The sequence below is a fragment of the Pseudomonas sp. PDM20 genome, assembly GCF_014852575.3.
Lineage (GTDB): Bacteria > Pseudomonadota > Gammaproteobacteria > Pseudomonadales > Pseudomonadaceae > Pseudomonas.
This window is the reverse complement of sequence record NZ_CM181224.1, coordinates 2,609,578-2,625,446: the sequence shown is the minus strand read 5'-3', so window position 1 is coordinate 2,625,446 and position 15,869 is coordinate 2,609,578. Positions and strand designations below refer to the sequence as shown.

The window sequence follows — 15,869 nt, the reverse complement described above, 5'->3', positions numbered from 1 at the left end:
GCCTGTTTTTTGCGCGCACCGGCAACTGCGTTCACTCTCTGGGCAGATGACCCTGATAGCGTTTCCAGGCCGCCGACCCCACTTTTGTATAACTGATGTGTGCACAGGTCTGACACCAGTGTCCCGCACGGACCTGACGAAAAGGAGTACTCCATGTATGTCCTCGAGCGCACAACCACTGATATTTCACATGAGCACCACGGTACTCCTCGGCCAGGCACTGTCCGCCATGCCTTGCGGCAGCCTCCTGCATATCCTCCAGCGTAAGCCAGCGAGCATCCTTGGCGCATTGTGCGCACCAGTTTCCCTTGCGGACCGTATAGAACAATGCCTCCCAGACGTGTCCCTTCGCGCATTCCCAGCGATGCTTGGCACTCACGCCCAGAAAAACCTCGGACAGGCATTTCCCACCGTGAAGCGCGGCGGCTTGCTGCAATGGTCCCAGGTCCGCGGCTTTGTCCTCCTTGACGCACTGCAAACACCAACTGCCCCTGCGTATACGTGCGTATTGCCCCTCCCAGATATGGCCTCTGGAGCAACGCCAGGTATAGCGCTCCTTGCTCGTCATGAACTCTGGAGAGAGAAACTCACCTCCGCGCGATTGCGCCAGGCGTCGAGCGTCCTCGATATCCAGCCGCCGTTCCGTGCCCTTGCCCCTGCACCTGTAGCACCAGGTCCCTCTCTGCAGCACCTGTATGGCCATCGCCTCCCAGGTGTGCCCTTCGGCGCAGCGGAACAGGTATTTGAAGTTTTGCCCACGAAAGACAGTGGACAGGCATTCCCCTCCCCGCTTCTTCGCGTGCTCCTGCAAGCGCGGCAATCCCTTGCGCGAAACTCTCTGCAAGGCCCCAGCCCGGCGTACACAAAGCGGACACACGCTATCGCGAACGGCGGAGTTATAGTTTCGCATCCACTCATGGCTCGGCTCATGCAGGCAGCGAAAGCGATAATGGCTGTATTGCCCGTTCCATTGCTCGTCCAGGCACACACTGCCATCCTGTCGCGCCTTGCTATGCAGACGCTGCATTCGCGCCGCCTCACGGCACAAACGGCAACTGCGAACAGGCACCAGGTTATAGGCCGTGTAACTCAATACATGCCCCTGGCTGCACTGGAATCGATAGAGCGCCTTGCTGTTCACCCACTCGCTATCCAGCGCGATGAAGCCCAACTCTTCCAGCTTGCGTCTGACGAAAGGTGGGCAATTGAAAGTGTCCGTGTTCATTTCCGCGCTCCCACGGCATAGGCCGCGTCATGTCTGGTACCCAGCAGCACCTCCTGCGGCAACCTGAAATCTCGCAGCTTCAACATCGCCAGCACTCCGCCACCTTGAGCGCGCAGCTCCCAGGTCAGCGGCAGGCCATCCGGCGCCATCAACCTCACCTGATAGATCGAACCACCGCCCGCAGGAGGTGTGATCTTCGCCTGTTCCAGCAGCCGCAACAGCGCCCAGGGGCCAGAGTAGTCGCCATACAACCGGGCGCCCGCCTTGACGCTGCTCCAGGTCAGCATGACGCCCGGATGGTCGTTCTGGCTTGGCCAGGTGAAGGTCTTCCAGCTTTCCATCTGGTTGAAGTACTCCAGCCGCTCACCATCGATGATCAACGTGGTCTCCACCACATCACGCACCGGCTTGGCCTTCAGCTCGAAAGACATACGCATGGCGCCATCCGAGTACAGGGCACCGGCCAGTTCACCCAGTCGATTCACCGCAGCCAGGAAGGCGGGATTGATGCGTACCCCCTGCGCCTCGCCGCCCACCGGCACCCAGCGCTTGCCTTGCTTGCGCAGGACCCCACCCAGCTCATCGGCGATGAAGCGGTCGATACGCCCACCGGACCGGATCATCTGCCCCAGCATGGGTAATGGCGCATCTGGCCCACTAACGACGAAGGGATAACGCCCAGCGAACGCACGCTGCCAATCGGCGGCTATCTCCTGTTGCCACTGGCGATTCAGGTTACCCGCCGAGGACTGCATCATCCCCGACCAGGCCTGCCCCACAGGCAGTACGAACAGGTTCTGGGCGAAGGCCTCCAGCGGTTTGCCGAGGCTTTGCGCGACCACCTGGCCGTAGTCCTGGGTGTCGATGGTGCGACCCTGGAAGGTGGCTTGCGCCAGAGTCTGCGCCATCGCCCGTGGATCTGACGCGCTCTCGACCTGTTGCAAGCGTGTGCGCACCTGTCCGACACGGATGAGGTAAGTCGGCAGGCTGGCCTTCTGACTGGCCGTCGGAGCCGCCCTGCCCAGCAAGGCCAGAAGCGGCCCGAACGTTTGCTGCATGGCTGTGCTTGCGTCCGTAGCCGCCTCATCGCCGGCACCTTCGCCCTTGGCGGAACGCTGCACATTGGCAGTGCCGGCCCCGCCCTGGAATGCCAGCGAATCCATCAACGCCACCAGGGGCGAGCGACGTGAGTCGGCCAAAAGGCCCAGTTGGTCAATGGCCTCCCTCCGAGAATCCGCCTTGCGCCAGCGAATGCTGTTAAGGAATTCCAGCCAGGCCTGGGCGAAATCCTGGAAGTAGCGCTCGCTAATGCGTGCCTGCAGGGCGGCTGGTTGCAGCTCAGGGGCCAGCGGGTGCTGCGGGTCGCTGAGTACCCAGTCGAGTTCCTCGTGGCGGATTTCGCCGAGCTTGGCGATGGCTTCACGGAGATAGCCGTCCCACGCCTGACGGGTGAAGGCTCCCGCCACGCTGGCGGGTGTTTCGAACAGCGTTGTGGCTTCATTGGCGCCTACCAGGCTCGCCAGCCCGAGGTCGACATACTGCTTGCCCGCCCGCGTCAGCAACTGCTGGTAGAGCGCCTCTTCGGTCGTGGGCTGGTCGAGCTGTCCGAGCAACGCCTGGCGCGCCTGGGCGATCAGCCCGGCGTCGGGCTGGAGGCGCCACTCAGGATGGGCCTGCAGGTGCTCGGCATAGAACCCCCAGAGGTCTGGCGCCAACGCCTGCCACTTCTCGGCGGGCAGGTCCGCGCGCTCGGCACTGACCTTGCGCAGCTGCTTGCCGAGGAACTTGCCGTCGGCCTTGTCCGGCTGGCTCATCATCAGGTAGGCCTTGAGCTGGTCGCGGGCGCTCAGGGCGCGCTCAGCCAGTTCGGTGCCGTCAGTTGGCAAACCGGCCAGGCTGGCGAGTTGTCGCTCCAGCGCGCGGGCGCCCACATCGCGCATGAGCTCATTGTTGGCCTTGGCATAGCGCGGCCAGAGCGCCGCCAGCAGCGCATCGTTCTGGCTCAGGCCGAAGCCCTGGTACCAGGGTGCACCCTGCTCCCGTCGCTGCTCCAACCTCGACAGTTCGCGGGTAAGAGCCCGCAGCGCGGTCAACTGCGCATCAAGGTCGCCCGCTGTGCTGACCGTCGTCACGGTCGCTTCGGCCGTAGCGATCTGGCTACGGTTGCTGGCGAACGAAAGCAGCAGCGCCAGCGCGCAAAGCCCGGCAAACCCCAGCGCAGCTACCTGCGCACCGCGCAACCATGTCCAGCCGAAGCGACGCCCGCGCGCCTGCCGGTCCTCGCGAATGGCATCCCAGGCCGGCGCCGGCGACCAGGAGTTTTTGGCTTGCCCTTCGGCAGAGGGCACTTGCGCCAGGCTGAACAGCAACCCACGCAACGGTACGCCACGAGCAAAACGGCTCAGCAAGGGTTCCAGAACCTTGCGCCAGCTAGCGATACCCGACTCGCCCAGGTCGCGGGACAGGCGCAGCAGGAAATCCTGGCTGCTGGCCGAATTCATGCGTTGCAGCCCCTGCCCACGCAACGGCGCCAGCAACTGGTGCAAGCGCGTTTCGATTTGGTCAACCGAGGCGCCTGGCGGCAACAGGCAGCCCACCGAAGGGTTGCTGCGGGACTGCTGCTCCCAATCGCTTCTACGGAGTTGCCACAGGTACAACGGCGCCTGCCAGCGCAGGTCCCGCGCCAGGCCGCGCAGTTGCAGCACGCCTTCGCTCAGCGCCGGCAACTCGTGGCTTTGCCCTTCGCTCTGGGCCCAGACCACGCCATCCAGTGGCAGCCTTGGACGTAACTGCCCCAGCAGCCAGATGACGCCAGCGCGCCAGGAACCGCGCAGGCTGCCGCCATGCAGCAGCACCACGCCCTCGCCTTCCAGCCAGCGGGCGGCAGGCAACCCAGGCGCGATGGCATCGACCTCCGTCTGCTCGCCCACCACCAAAAACAGGCGAACCTTGTTGCGCCAAGCAAAGCCGTAGACGGTGGACATATGCTCGCGAATGGCACGCAGATCACCCCGGGCAGCATCCTGCGCCGAATCAATCGCAGTTGGCGTGGCTGGCTGCGCATCATCGGCGCTTTCCACTTGGTAATCGAACTGCCCGGACTTCCTGCCCAGGAAGCGATAAAGCCCCAGGAGCAGCAGCACAAACGAGCCGAGCGCCAGCGTCCAGAACAGCCCTGAGGACTGCTCCGCGCTGCCAGCACGCACCCCCAGCAACTCCGGATAGCGCCGCAGCAGCACGGTAACGACACCGCCAATCAGCACGACCAACGAGACGATCAGAACCAGCAAACGAGCAGAACGCATGGGCATTTCCTTATTGCGGCGACGGCGCAGCCATCACCACCGCACCCCAGAGCGCGGACTCGGCAACGACGTTTCCGCTGAAGATGATTTGCGCCTGGCCCTCGCGGCGCGCCGCCTGCACCGCAGCCGCGATGGCCGCCCACGGAGCCGCACAGCCGGGGTGGCCCAGGAGAGCGCCCAGGTCGCGCAGGGCCGGTTCCGGCTTGAGCAGTTCCAGCGCCATCGTATTGACGTCGCCCTGGCGCTTGGCGGGGATACCCACCAGCCACAATCGCTTGAGCGCATCGGCCTTCAACGGCACCCAGTCCAGCGCCTGGCGAGCGGCGTAGTGCAGGGTTTCGCTGGTGATGCCGTGCTCCTGCTCCGGGCGGTGCAGATAAGCCACGGCGGGCACGGTTTTCTGCGTCAGGCGGTTGCCCAGCAGCAACGCCACCGCCACCTCCGCCGAGTCTTCCAGCGGCTCCGGCGCAACGCACAGTGCAACCACCAGCAACAGCGCCGGGTCGGTGATGCGCACGTCCAACCAATGATCAACAGCGTCCAGCCCCTTGCGCTCCAGGCGCGTCGGCGTCTGGCGGATACCCGACTCGGCCCAGGCCAACTGCCAGGCATCCTGCTGCTGAGCCAGGGGAACGCCGCTGTCGGTTTCCAGCACCAACGTCACTGGCTGTTCGGCCGGGAAGGCCTGCAAGGTTTCGGCGATGTCGCTCAGCACCTGGCGATACAGGCGCAGCAGCATCGCCGCGTCATCCAGCAGCGCGCCCGACTCGCCAACCACCGGCGCCATCGCACTGTGCCGGGCGGTGGGTTCCCCCTTACCGCGTACGGGCTGGGTTTTCAGCACGCTCTTACCGCCGACCAGCGCCTCGTACTGCATGTCGCCCTGCTCATCGCCCTCTTCACGCAAGGCGGTGTAGAGGCTGATCGCCAGCACCTGCTGCGAGCGACGTCCCTTGCGCAGCTTCGCCAGCCAATCGGCCTCACGCGCCTCGTTCCAGCCTTCCGCACTGCTGAGCAGGCTGAGATGCACCATGAAGCGGACCAGCAACAGACCACTCCAGATGAGCAAGGGAAGCCCCAGCGCCATGCCCCAGAACGTCACCGGCTGCTGGCCCAGCGATTGCCCGCCCAGCACCAGGGTCAGGCCCATACCCAACAACAGGGCCAGCAACAACAGACCGAGCCAGACCCACGCATTCGGTGAAGCCGGCAGCTTGGCAGGCGGCGGCACCTTATCCAGACGGACAGCCATGATCAGCTCGCGGTCGCCTCGGGAAGAGAAGTGATCAATGCACAACCGCAGGCGCAGCGATGGCCGTGGAAGGCAATCGGGATGCCGTTATCCTTGAACGTCGGGTGCCCCTCGCTCACCACCGTCTCGCCATGGGCAGGGCAACTCACCCGGTCGCCTACTCGGGCCACGCCGATGCCGTGGAATTTCCTGTCACCGGAGCCGGTCAGGACACTGCCGCCGCTGGTGGTTTTGTCGCCGATACGGATGATGCCTTTCATTGCAACACTCCTATTCCTTTACCAAGTTTAAGTATCTGAAGATCAACAAAGCAGTATCGCTAATGGCTCAAAGCACAAGATCAATTTCAAAAAGCAAAGCTCCAAGCCAACCACACACTGCTACCCCTTAACTCTGAACAACAAAGGATTTCTCTTTCTCAAAACCGAATAAGGGATAATTGACCATTCTGGATTATCACAAGCGCGCTGCACGCGCGCAAAGTAAGCCCCTATGCGGAGTCCTTTAGGAGTCAAATACCAAGAAGGGTATTTCCAGACATTAATATCCGAATAGTCGCAACCACCATTACCATCAGGACCACTCATATCATCAGGGTAAAGCCTCCTGAACAACTCAACTATGGCCGGGGCGAATACCTTACGTCGATACTCCATCCAGGCATCGGAATCCGGAACAAGTTTATCCGCACCGCCCAACCAATACATTTCTTCCAGCGTCAATTCCAAGCCTGTTTTTGCACTTATAGTTACCCCCTCAACACCAAAATCAGGATGAGCTGCCCCCACGCAGTACCAACCACTATTCACAGCATAACTCACAAAGTTCTCACTCAGAAAATAACTACCCACCACCAACTCAACACCTGACTTTCCAAGCCCATCGGAGCAACCAAAATAATTTCTTAACTCAGAATAGAATCGCCCATCAATAATACTATTTATAGACCTTATTACCGACTCCGGATACCCGCCCGTCACATGAAACATTGAAAGTCCCGATCTAGTCTCATGAAACCATTGAAGATTGAATCCTCCACCAATAACCTCTTTTTTCCCCGGGACAAACTCAAGGCCAGTCAGTTGCAATTTCTCATAGCCGCCCAAATCTTTTAAAATCCCCGAATCTATTCGAGGTTCCTTTACAGATGAAGGCGTAACGACCTTTAGCTCTACGGACAACTCTTTACCTTTAGGACTTATGAACTTGCCACTCACCAAGCCCCCCGCTCGGCTTAACTCGAAAACATCCGCAGGTCTATCATCGCCTTCATAATTCGCTGAACTAAGGCGATAGACGTTTCCGTCGAGATGCCCACGCAATGGTATATCCTGCCTATATCGCTCATAAAAGTATCGACCCGAAACATCACCACCCGCATCCCACAAATCCATTACGACCGGATACTTACCTACCTGACCCTGGAGCAAAATATGCTCTGCACGAGCACAATGAACAACCAAGAAAGCCAGCAATACAACCAAACACCTTAAAGCTCCTTTCATAAATCATCCTTGAGCCCCAAGAGACTTCAAAAATTAGTCGATTAATTCCCTGCACCAAACCCTAGCCTACCGAAGCGATCCAAATCAGAACAATCACCCTCTTTCCCTCCAAGCATCAAATCTAATACGCCTAACCTCCGTAATTACATTTGCTTGCATCGCTACATTTTATCCAACCTTCAGTTATTACCTTACCTTTGAATCTAATTCTTGCGTAATCCTCTCCTCCATACTTCCCAAACTCCAGCACCAAAGCCCTATCCCCCTTAACCAGATACTTCTTGGTTGGCTTTAGGGTCTCCTGCCCGCCATAGATAACGGCCTTAGTTGATGAAACATCAATAACCACAGGCGAGCGGCCACTAAACTTCTCACTATCCGTCACCAAATACCGTAGCGCGCCCAATGAATTGAATTCAGTCCTTGATATCTCTCCACACCCCACACAGCGATCCTTATAGTAGATATTTGCCTGCCCACTTTTAAACTTGTAGAAGTCCTCTTCCCACAACGCGCCAACCCGATATGAACTGACAAAATACCCACTTTCCCTCCTAACATTACACACCCCAGCACTACCAAACTTAATCTCAACCAGCGAATTGGAGTTTTTTTCGTACCTATACACTTTTGAACAAATATTTACTGAGCTTGAACTCATCGTTGCCACAACCTCAGCGACACCATCTCCATCAAGGTCTTCTAGTGAAACACTCGAGTATATACCCCCAATAGAATCAGCTATTTCCTTAGACATTAAGACCTTCTTTCGCCCTCCACCACTCTCATAAAAAATTGAAATAGGACTCACTGAATTTACTACTAAACCTGACGAATTAAGCGCCTCAACCTCACTCAACGCCGAATTAGAAAAAACAAATAGCGTTAAAAAATAGAAACTTCCCCTCATCAAACCAACCTCCACTCATTTTTATGGCCATGTCTGAGTTAACTGCTGGAACACAACACAAAAGCCCGGATTCTGGGCTTTTGCCCATCTCGACGAGCAATCTGCACAGAGCTCCAGCTCACAAGGCTTCGAGCTTCATTCAAGAACACCTATAACAGCTAATTCATACATAGCCTTTTTACTGTCTCAAACAACCTCCTTCGCCCTAACAGCCCACACAAAATTAAATCTGACACCCTTAATTTCGAGAGCTATCCAGCTGCACTTGCAGAAATAATAAGAAAAGCAAGAAACACACATCCACTGCCGCTATTGCTGTAACAGGTAATTTATTTCCTTCAGACGCTGAATGGCTTTTTCCATAGGACACACTGAGTACATAGGCGACCCAATATGCACCCCAGAAAGCTCACACTGCATATCTCTATATGACTCCCAAAACCTTTGGGACTCATCTAGCCTCTCAACATCCTGCGGAGCCTCTTCTACATATGCCTTTCGCAAACTCTTCAGCTTCTGAACCATTTCAGCGTTAACCCTCCTCGATATGTCGTCGGCACAAGCGTGAACCACCATATTATCCAAGCCCCCTGCCTTTGAAAGGCAATCTTGATAGGCCTTTGAGTAACCATCAGGATCTGTTGAGGCCAGAGCCCGAGATGGAGGAACGACTAGGAGAATTGCTACGACCGCTCCCACCGCCCCAAATGCTTTTTCACTAAAAATAGTATTCTTCAATTATCGACCATCTAGAATTATCTAATTAAGTTAGCAAATACAAAGAACCGTGACTGATGCTAATTTCGCAGACAAGACCTCGCCTACCTGGCAATATATATCTTTATAACAAGCTCTCCCGCTAGCCCTGCCTGGAGCATCTCACCGATGGTAAGCTGAGTTCTCATTAGTCGTGGTTAGTCGTCTTTTTAAAACCCACCCTTCTTCCGTTCCCCCTCCCTTCTTAAAGTACATAACTGAAATATAATCATTGTATTCAGTGTATACCTGAAGCTTGTCTCCCCGCACCACAAATGTGCGTTTTCTACACGACGCATCGGGAGCACTATAAAAAAGTCCTGCCTCTGTCCGCAACAACATAGACACCCCCTTCAGGAAGAACTCTAGCTTCATGCTTATAGGATTTTTTATTTAATTCATCGCAGAAATCTCCCGCCGCAGAATTTACAGAAAAAACAAGAAAGAGAATCAGAAAAACTTCTCTCACTGCAACCCCCAAGACATGATGATTTATTTTAAATCCCTAGCCCATTAAACATTTCTTTCAAGCAGCGAGTTAATTTCGAATCCGCAAAACTATTCACCTCTACTTAAGCAGGCAACTCATTGATCAATGCGAATATTTTCTATTTTGTCATTTTTACCCTTAACCCTAACCAAGTAGACATGATTAACCAACCTACTCCCAATTACTCTCGAGGGTAGAGTTGTATTTTTAGGTATATCAACATTGACGACTTTTATGGCACTCTTTGTTGGGGGCAAAAACCTGTACAACTTAAAATCTCGCTTACCCACGCTCAGCAATGTGCCTTTTTCATAATCAATAGAGTCGACTAGAGAATAAGGGCCTGATATTGAGTTATTGGAAAGTATGAAATAAGTAGCAGAGCATTCCGTTCCGCAGGAGTAGAGCACCTCGATAACTCCACGAGTTTCCCTTGCCGAAACAGGAGCATAGGGAAAGTCTATTCTCGCCAACTCACCTCCCCCACTGGATTTAATAGTGCTGCATTTATACATTGACTCGCAGTCACTGGACAGAGTCCAGCCCCCTCCAGTAAGCAGTGTTTGTTCGGCATCAGCATTAGCCATCAGCATCATAGTAGTTAGCGCGAAAACACTAATTTTTATAGAATCGATAATCTTCATTTCTTACACCAGCAGGGTTTGGGACACGTTTGCTCTCTATTGCAAACGGCGGTGTTGCCGGATAGGTACTCGGATTCACTGCATGGAGTTGCGCCTGTGCAGTAGGACTATAATAGTTAACCGCCCCCGGTAGTGGATTACTATCGTCTGATGCAGACATCACCTCTCTAGCTGCGCTCTTGCAATCTTCCCAAGCGAGGCCGACCGGATTGTGAATTGCGGCGTAGCCTTGTGGATCAACAGCTTGACTCCAGCACGTAAATTGCAGGCGCGCCGTAACTACTAACTTATAGGTCTTCCCCCATCTGCCAGTTGCCAGGCGATTTCTGATGACCCAGCCAACGGCTATTTTTGATTCATAACTTTGCCCACGTGCTTCTCCATAAATAGTCATCGCCAAGTGCATGAACTCATCGTCAGATCCATGTACAAAGTTTCCGAGCAACCCAATCGGATGCAAGTGATAAACCCGCCCCCCCTCCGGCAATCCCACTCTCCCCGCCACATCACTCCACCACTTCAACTCTCGAATCCGTTCCTTTTCCGCCATCCAGTTAAGGAAGGGTGTCGAAGGCGTATGACCCTGAACATCGTCCAAGTCATCCCATTTCTGCTGGCGGTAGTGCCATTCGCTTTCGTAGTTGATGACCAGTTGTGAAAGGGATTGCGCCTTGGCGGGAATAGCCAGGGCAGCCTGCATTTCATCCGGGCTCAACTTGCCATCTCGGTTGCTGTCGATAATGTCGTACAGCCGAGTTTGTAGAGGTCCTTGATCCCAGGCGTCGATATGCGGGCGTAGACGCTCGACCTCGTCGTCGGTCAGCAGGCCTCGGACATTGAAGCTGTACGCCAAGCTGCTGGCCAAGGGGCCGTAATCATTGATGATCTCGTAGCCATCCCAGTGCCAGGGGCTGACCCAGGGCGTGGTACCGACCCGCTCGCAAACCCAGCCGTCCAGCGGTTTGTCTGCCGCATCGAGGAGCAGCCCTTCGAGGCGATACCAATTGAACGCCTCGCCGGCAACAACGCGCTTGTTCGCAGCGCCCAAGCCATCAAGCAAACTGCGAGGGACCAGCAGGGTGTAGCCGCTGGGTGTACCGACTCGCATCACAGAGGGCGGGCCGCCGGTACTGGTGGTGACTACATCGGTGCCCTTGGCCAGCTTGAGCCAGGTTTTTTCCTTCGCCGGCAGGCGGTCCGCCCAGGTGCGGCTGTCCTGGAAGAACTTCGGCAGGTTTTCCGCAGTGAAGGTTTCCAGGTGCAGCTTGTACACGGGGGGTGCAGGTTTGCTGGTCTGGTAGGGGCCGAGATGCCCGATCAGTTCGCCGGCCTTGATCGCAATGGGCGGCTCCAGGATAGCAACCGTGTCCAGTTGATGGGGCAGGATGATCGGCTCCAGGGCGCTGAAGCGCAGGTAGCCGCTGGCCGCATGGAAATCGTCCGCGCTGGAGCTGGCAGATTCCGGTGCTAGCACGTTTTCCAGCTTGCGGTATTCCCCTTCGCCGCTGACCACCACCTCAGCGCCGCGCGGCAGGGTGGCAATGACCTTGCTGCTGGCCTTGGCTTCGGCATGGACGTTGAGGTGTTCGCACTTTTCCTTACCCAGGGCATCGTCCTTGACCCTGTATCGGCCGGTCGTGCTCTCCAGTGCATCCATGCGGATATAGCCCAGCGCTGGGTTCTTTGGACCAAGGGGCGGCAGGTCGATGCCATCGGCACTGACCAGCTTGCAGAAATCGCCGGTGCCGCTGATGGTGACGGCAGTCCCTCGCGGCAAGGTCTTGAGCACCTTGCCGCCTGGTTTGGGCTGTGCAAGAACGCTGGTGCCGAGGGGACCTGGATCGGTGGTATCGGGCTTGACCCGGTAGCTGCCGGATTTCCAGAAGGCGGGGCGCGCGAGCTTCGGGTCGTCCTCGTAGCTTTTCCAGTCCTGCAGGTGCATGTAGAGGCTGTAGAAAATCAGGCTGGGGGGAATATCCGGACTGTTCTCCAGCTTGGGCGCTTGCAGATGGTGACGCACCAACACGAACCCAGACGCGAAAGGCGCCTCCATCAGTTCATCGGCCTTCGTGTGATAGGCAGTTCTGGGGGTGTTGGCGGCGATGCGGTAGGCCACAACTTCGCCATCAGCCAGACAGCGGACGTGATCTTGCTTGAGGATGCCGGCGGTTCCGCTGTCGAAGTGCACACCACCGTGCCACAGCCCGCCTCGCCCTATCGGGTAATAGCCGGCCACGGCCTTGGAAAGGTTGGTCAGCTGCACCAGCGGATTGGACTTGTCCCCAAAGGGATGGGCCCAGTTTTTCAGGGGTGCCAGGGTGCCTCGCACAGCAGGAACTGGTGCAGGAGGCGGTGCAGCGGGTTTCGCGGGAGGCGGCGCTGGTGGTGGGGCATCGAGTAACGAGCGAGGCGGTGACGGGCCGTCGCGTCGGTTGCGATAGACGTCCATCAGGCCTTCGTAGAGGTCGCGCAAGTAGTTGAGCATAGGTTTCCGTTCCCTTATCTGAACTGCGTGATGTCCGGTCAGTCGGAGTGGTCACTGCCGTTTTGCCTCGCGATGGGTGTGTCGGCGAGTGGAGCTACGTCCGGCATCGCCACTGGCTTGGCAGCCGGCCCTTGGAAATCGAAATCCGCCGACTTGATCAGGTAGTCGCCCTGAGTGCCTGACTCGATGCCGCAGTTGTCCATGCGGATGTAGCTGCCGCCGGCGTTGAGGACGATCTTCTTCCTGGCGGTGATGTGGATTTCGTCCTCGGTGCTGGTGATCTCCAGCGCCTGCCGCGCGAGCAGTTCCAGGCGGTCGTTTTGTGCCTGGATCTGCACGGCGCCCTGGTTGGCGATGAGCTTCATGCCGAGCTTGCGGACGAACAGGCTCATGCCCTGGCCGACGCCGATGAACAGGCGCCTGACCACGCTGATGTCGGCCTCGTTACCGGCGTTGAGCATGAGGTTGCGCTGGGCGGCCAGTTGCAGGTGCTGGCCGCTGGTGAGGGCGATGCCTTGCGGGGCGCTGAGCAGCGCGACCGAGGCCTGCAGTTGATCGAGGCGCTCGTTCATCAAGGCGAATTGCGCCTGAACATCCGCGGGCTCTGCCTGGGCGCCCTGGGCATCGCTGGAGAGGGACTGGAGTTGTTCGCCGGCTTCCTGCAGGCGCTTGACGGCGGCTTCCATGGCCAGCACCTGCCCCTGGGCGCCGGGCTGCACATCGGCGCTGATGAATACGCCCTTGCCGGCTCGCACGGAACCCCAGCCGTCGGTGCGCAGCTCGAAGCCTTCGCCGCGTTTCTGCCGCTGGGCATCCACCAGGTGGCCGAGGTTCAGCTGGCTCTTGCCGCTGTGCTCGGTTGAAATCTTGATGTGCTCTTGCCCGCGTGTGTCATCGAGGCGGACCTTATTGTTACTTGGCGTCCTAAGGACGTTTCGCTTGTAGTTATGGATGGTTACGTGGTCAGGATGGGAAGAATCATGCAGTGCATGGGCGATAATCGGACGGTCAGGGTCGCCCTGCTCAAAAATTACAGCTACCTCAGTGCCCGCCAACAGAGGCATATGGAAGCCGAATGTGTCTCCCGAATAGGGCCGCGCTAGACGCATCCACATGCTGGATCGCCCAGCGGGCCATTCATCCCTATCGAATAGGAAGCTAACGCGGTAGCGCCCTTCGCCGTCGATATCGGCGTAGGGGGCGTTCCGCTGCGGGCTGGTGATACGCGCCGGAACGGTGCCGGCAATGCGCGGCTTGGGCGGCACGGGTGGGCGGAACGCGATGTTGCTGTCGGGGAGGGCCTCGAAGCGGACTTCAAAGCTGCGATCACGGGCGGCGGTGCAGTGGGTGCGGACGATCAACGCGCCTTCGGTGAAAGCGACCGAGGCACCGCCCTCGACCTTGAGCACCTGGCCGGGGGCAAGGGCAGCGCTGCTGCTGGCACCGTAGAGGCGGGTCTGCTCGTTCAGGTAGCGCTCGTGGGCCAAGCGCGCATAGAACACGCCACTTTCGGCGAAGCCCTCTTCATGGCCATGGGCGTAGGGGTTGCCCAGTTCCTGGTAGGGTTCGTCGGCGTAGTGGTAGGCCTCGCCGTAGGTGGTTGTCGCGCCACGCGTGAGGTCGACGTTGGCATCGAGGTTGGCGCTGGCATCACGCGAGTAGTAGGCGCGGGTGCTGACCTGCTGTTCCACCATCTGGTGGCTGGCTTGCAGGTCCCAGACGGCATCCTGCCCCGTACTCTCCAGACCGCTGAGCGGGCGCAGCGGCAGGCGGACATCGCGGGTGTAGTGCATGACCGAGTCATGGAACTCGACCACATCAATTTTTAACCTCGCATCCATGCTGAAGGAAAACCAGATACCCCTCTCCGCACAGATGCGCTTGATGTAGGAAAGATCACTTTCCCCATACTGAAGCAGTTGCTCGTGCTGCTTGTAGGTTCTGCCGAGGTCGATCAGGAAATCCTGCCCACGAAATCCATGGCGACGCAGGATGAGCTCTACGACTTCCGGGACGCTCTGATTCTGGTAGATGCGGTACTGGCAGCCCTTGCTCAGGAGCGCCAGGCGTGGCTTGAGGATCAGCTCATACCTGGCCTCGTCCCGTGAAGCGGACAATCGATTGAACCCGCTTACAACGCCATGAAGGGTGCGCAGCGGTGGCGCCACCGGAGGTGTGTAGCCGCGTATTTTTATCGAAGGCGGCGCTTCGCGCAGGCTGAAGGTGCCGTCCTTGCCGAGCACGCTCTCGGGCGGTATGTCCAGTTGAGGGCTGGTGACTTCGATGGCATAGCGAAAGGTCTCGCTAAGACTTTCGCGACCGTCAAACGCCAAAACGTCTAATGGATTCTCCAGACCTTCCACGACCAGAGTGTGCCGGGAATGATCGAAGAAGCTGCGCAGCTCATTGAGCATCGCGAGTCACCTCGCGACGATCGAGGAATCGAGTGGGGACAGCAGGGGACGAGCGCGACGGGAAAGCTGCATTGCTCATGGAGGGGCATCCTTGTCGACCAGAAAGAGCCTGGGAAGGACGCACCATCGGTGACGGATCACTGTTTTCATAGCCGCTAAAACGGCAACAGCGGTTTCGCACGGTATCTAGGGAAACAGCGTCCAGTTCGGGCAGAACATCCCCGACAACTAGGAAGACACCAATCTGATCTTGCCAAGAATTGCCTGACAGAAGCCCTGTGAAGGCAGGGGCAAACGCCATAGAACGAAAAAGCCCCGCCTAGGCGGGGCTTTTTCATGGGCGCCGGCCGGCGAAGGACTCAGCCGCAGGAGACCTGCTTCACCACCTGGTTGTCATCGACATCGATGTTCAGGCGCTGCGAGTTGTACTCCATGGTCACCGGCTGGTGCGGGGTGAGCACGCGGGCAACACTGGCGCCGGCGTCGCGGCGGGCTTCCTCGGTCAGGGTCGGGTTGACGACCTTGCCGATGATCGATTGCACCGCCTTGGCGTTGCAGGTGCCGGTCATGGCCGGCGAGTCGTCCGCGGCCGGCTGGGCGGCATCGGACGAGGAATCCTTGGAACTGCAACCGGCAAGGGCAGCGACAGCAAGAAGCGACAAGAGCGTCACTCGGTTGAAGGGCATGGAAGGTCTCCCTGGTTCTGCATGGAAAAAACGCGAAAGGCGCCACCTTACCAGCCCGGAGGCTGCGGCAGCGCGACGGATGTATTGCAGGCTGATACATGCAATGCCCATCGCAGAGCCGTACGGCGCCATTTACACAACCTTTACACCGGCGGCGTTACGATTCTTTCGAGGCCGATGTCTCATAGATACCTGGT

The 15,869-nt window shown here is 57.8% G+C and carries 11 protein-coding genes; all 11 read right to left on the bottom strand.

Annotation, left to right across the window (positions count from 1 at the left end):
• Positions 1–31: 31 nt before the first annotated feature.
• The 11 genes from IB261_RS12220 to IB261_RS12170 all read right to left on the bottom strand — a co-directional run bounded on the left by IB261_RS12220 (position 32) and on the right by IB261_RS12170 (position 15,672).
• Positions 32–1,225 (bottom strand): hypothetical protein, encoded by a 1,194-nt coding sequence (locus IB261_RS12220; protein WP_192382979.1) that lies wholly within the window; start codon positions 1,223–1,225, stop codon positions 32–34.
• Positions 1,222–4,530: an ImcF-related family protein gene (locus IB261_RS12215; protein ID WP_225606124.1), complete on the bottom strand. Its 3,309-nt coding sequence runs from the start codon at positions 4,528–4,530 to the stop codon at positions 1,222–1,224. The genes IB261_RS12220 and IB261_RS12215 overlap by 4 nt, the downstream gene beginning before the upstream one ends.
• 10 nt (positions 4,531–4,540) lie before the next feature.
• Complete coding sequence (locus IB261_RS12210; protein WP_192382980.1) at positions 4,541–5,782, bottom strand: KPHS_23130 family T6SS system protein; 1,242 nt, start codon at positions 5,780–5,782, stop codon at positions 4,541–4,543.
• A gap of 2 nt (positions 5,783–5,784) precedes the next feature.
• The gene (locus IB261_RS12205) at positions 5,785–6,042 is read right to left on the bottom strand and encodes a PAAR domain-containing protein (protein WP_192382981.1); all 258 of its coding nucleotides are present in this window, start codon (positions 6,040–6,042) and stop codon (positions 5,785–5,787) included.
• 120 nt (positions 6,043–6,162) lie between these two features.
• A complete protein-coding gene (locus tag IB261_RS12200; protein WP_192382982.1) occupies positions 6,163–7,287 on the bottom strand; it encodes a hypothetical protein in 1,125 nt (374 codons plus the stop codon).
• A 130-nt stretch (positions 7,288–7,417) separates the two neighbouring features.
• The gene (locus IB261_RS12195) at positions 7,418–8,197 is read right to left on the bottom strand and encodes a hypothetical protein (protein WP_192382983.1); all 780 of its coding nucleotides are present in this window, start codon (positions 8,195–8,197) and stop codon (positions 7,418–7,420) included.
• A gap of 309 nt (positions 8,198–8,506) precedes the next feature.
• Entirely contained in the window at positions 8,507–8,722 is a 216-nt protein-coding gene (locus IB261_RS12190; protein WP_494515531.1) for a lysozyme inhibitor LprI family protein, read from the bottom strand.
• An 816-nt stretch (positions 8,723–9,538) separates the two neighbouring features.
• Complete coding sequence (locus tag IB261_RS12185) at positions 9,539–10,087, bottom strand: hypothetical protein (RefSeq protein ID WP_192382985.1); 549 nt, start codon at positions 10,085–10,087, stop codon at positions 9,539–9,541.
• A complete protein-coding gene (locus tag IB261_RS12180) occupies positions 10,059–12,572 on the bottom strand; it encodes a cell wall hydrolase (protein WP_192382986.1) in 2,514 nt (837 codons plus the stop codon). Before IB261_RS12180 ends, IB261_RS12185 begins: the two co-directional genes overlap by 29 nt.
• Before the next feature lie 38 nt (positions 12,573–12,610).
• A complete protein-coding gene (locus IB261_RS12175) occupies positions 12,611–14,986 on the bottom strand; it encodes a type VI secretion system Vgr family protein (protein WP_192382987.1) in 2,376 nt (791 codons plus the stop codon).
• A gap of 359 nt (positions 14,987–15,345) precedes the next feature.
• A complete protein-coding gene (locus IB261_RS12170) occupies positions 15,346–15,672 on the bottom strand; it encodes an I78 family peptidase inhibitor (protein ID WP_081516787.1) in 327 nt (108 codons plus the stop codon).
• Positions 15,673–15,869 lie beyond the last annotated feature (197 nt).

What these genes read in the sequence shown, in the direction of transcription:
- IB261_RS12220 (WP_192382979.1), bottom strand. Translation starts at nt 1,225, where the DNA reads ATGAACACGGACACTTTCAATTGCCCACCTTTCGTCAGACGCAAGCTG.
- IB261_RS12215 (WP_225606124.1), bottom strand. Translation starts at nt 4,530, where the DNA reads ATGCGTTCTGCTCGTTTGCTGGTTCTGATCGTCTCGTTGGTCGTGCTG.
- IB261_RS12210 (WP_192382980.1), bottom strand. Translation starts at nt 5,782, where the DNA reads ATGGCTGTCCGTCTGGATAAGGTGCCGCCGCCTGCCAAGCTGCCGGCT.
- IB261_RS12205 (WP_192382981.1), bottom strand. Translation starts at nt 6,042, where the DNA reads ATGAAAGGCATCATCCGTATCGGCGACAAAACCACCAGCGGCGGCAGT.
- IB261_RS12200 (WP_192382982.1), bottom strand. Translation starts at nt 7,287, where the DNA reads ATGAAAGGAGCTTTAAGGTGTTTGGTTGTATTGCTGGCTTTCTTGGTT.
- IB261_RS12195 (WP_192382983.1), bottom strand. Translation starts at nt 8,197, where the DNA reads ATGAGGGGAAGTTTCTATTTTTTAACGCTATTTGTTTTTTCTAATTCG.
- IB261_RS12190 (WP_494515531.1), bottom strand. Translation starts at nt 8,722, where the DNA reads ATGGTTCAGAAGCTGAAGAGTTTGCGAAAGGCATATGTAGAAGAGGCT.
- IB261_RS12185 (WP_192382985.1), bottom strand. Translation starts at nt 10,087, where the DNA reads ATGAAGATTATCGATTCTATAAAAATTAGTGTTTTCGCGCTAACTACT.
- IB261_RS12180 (WP_192382986.1), bottom strand. Translation starts at nt 12,572, where the DNA reads ATGCTCAACTACTTGCGCGACCTCTACGAAGGCCTGATGGACGTCTAT.
- IB261_RS12175 (WP_192382987.1), bottom strand. Translation starts at nt 14,986, where the DNA reads ATGCTCAATGAGCTGCGCAGCTTCTTCGATCATTCCCGGCACACTCTG.
- IB261_RS12170 (WP_081516787.1), bottom strand. Translation starts at nt 15,672, where the DNA reads ATGCCCTTCAACCGAGTGACGCTCTTGTCGCTTCTTGCTGTCGCTGCC.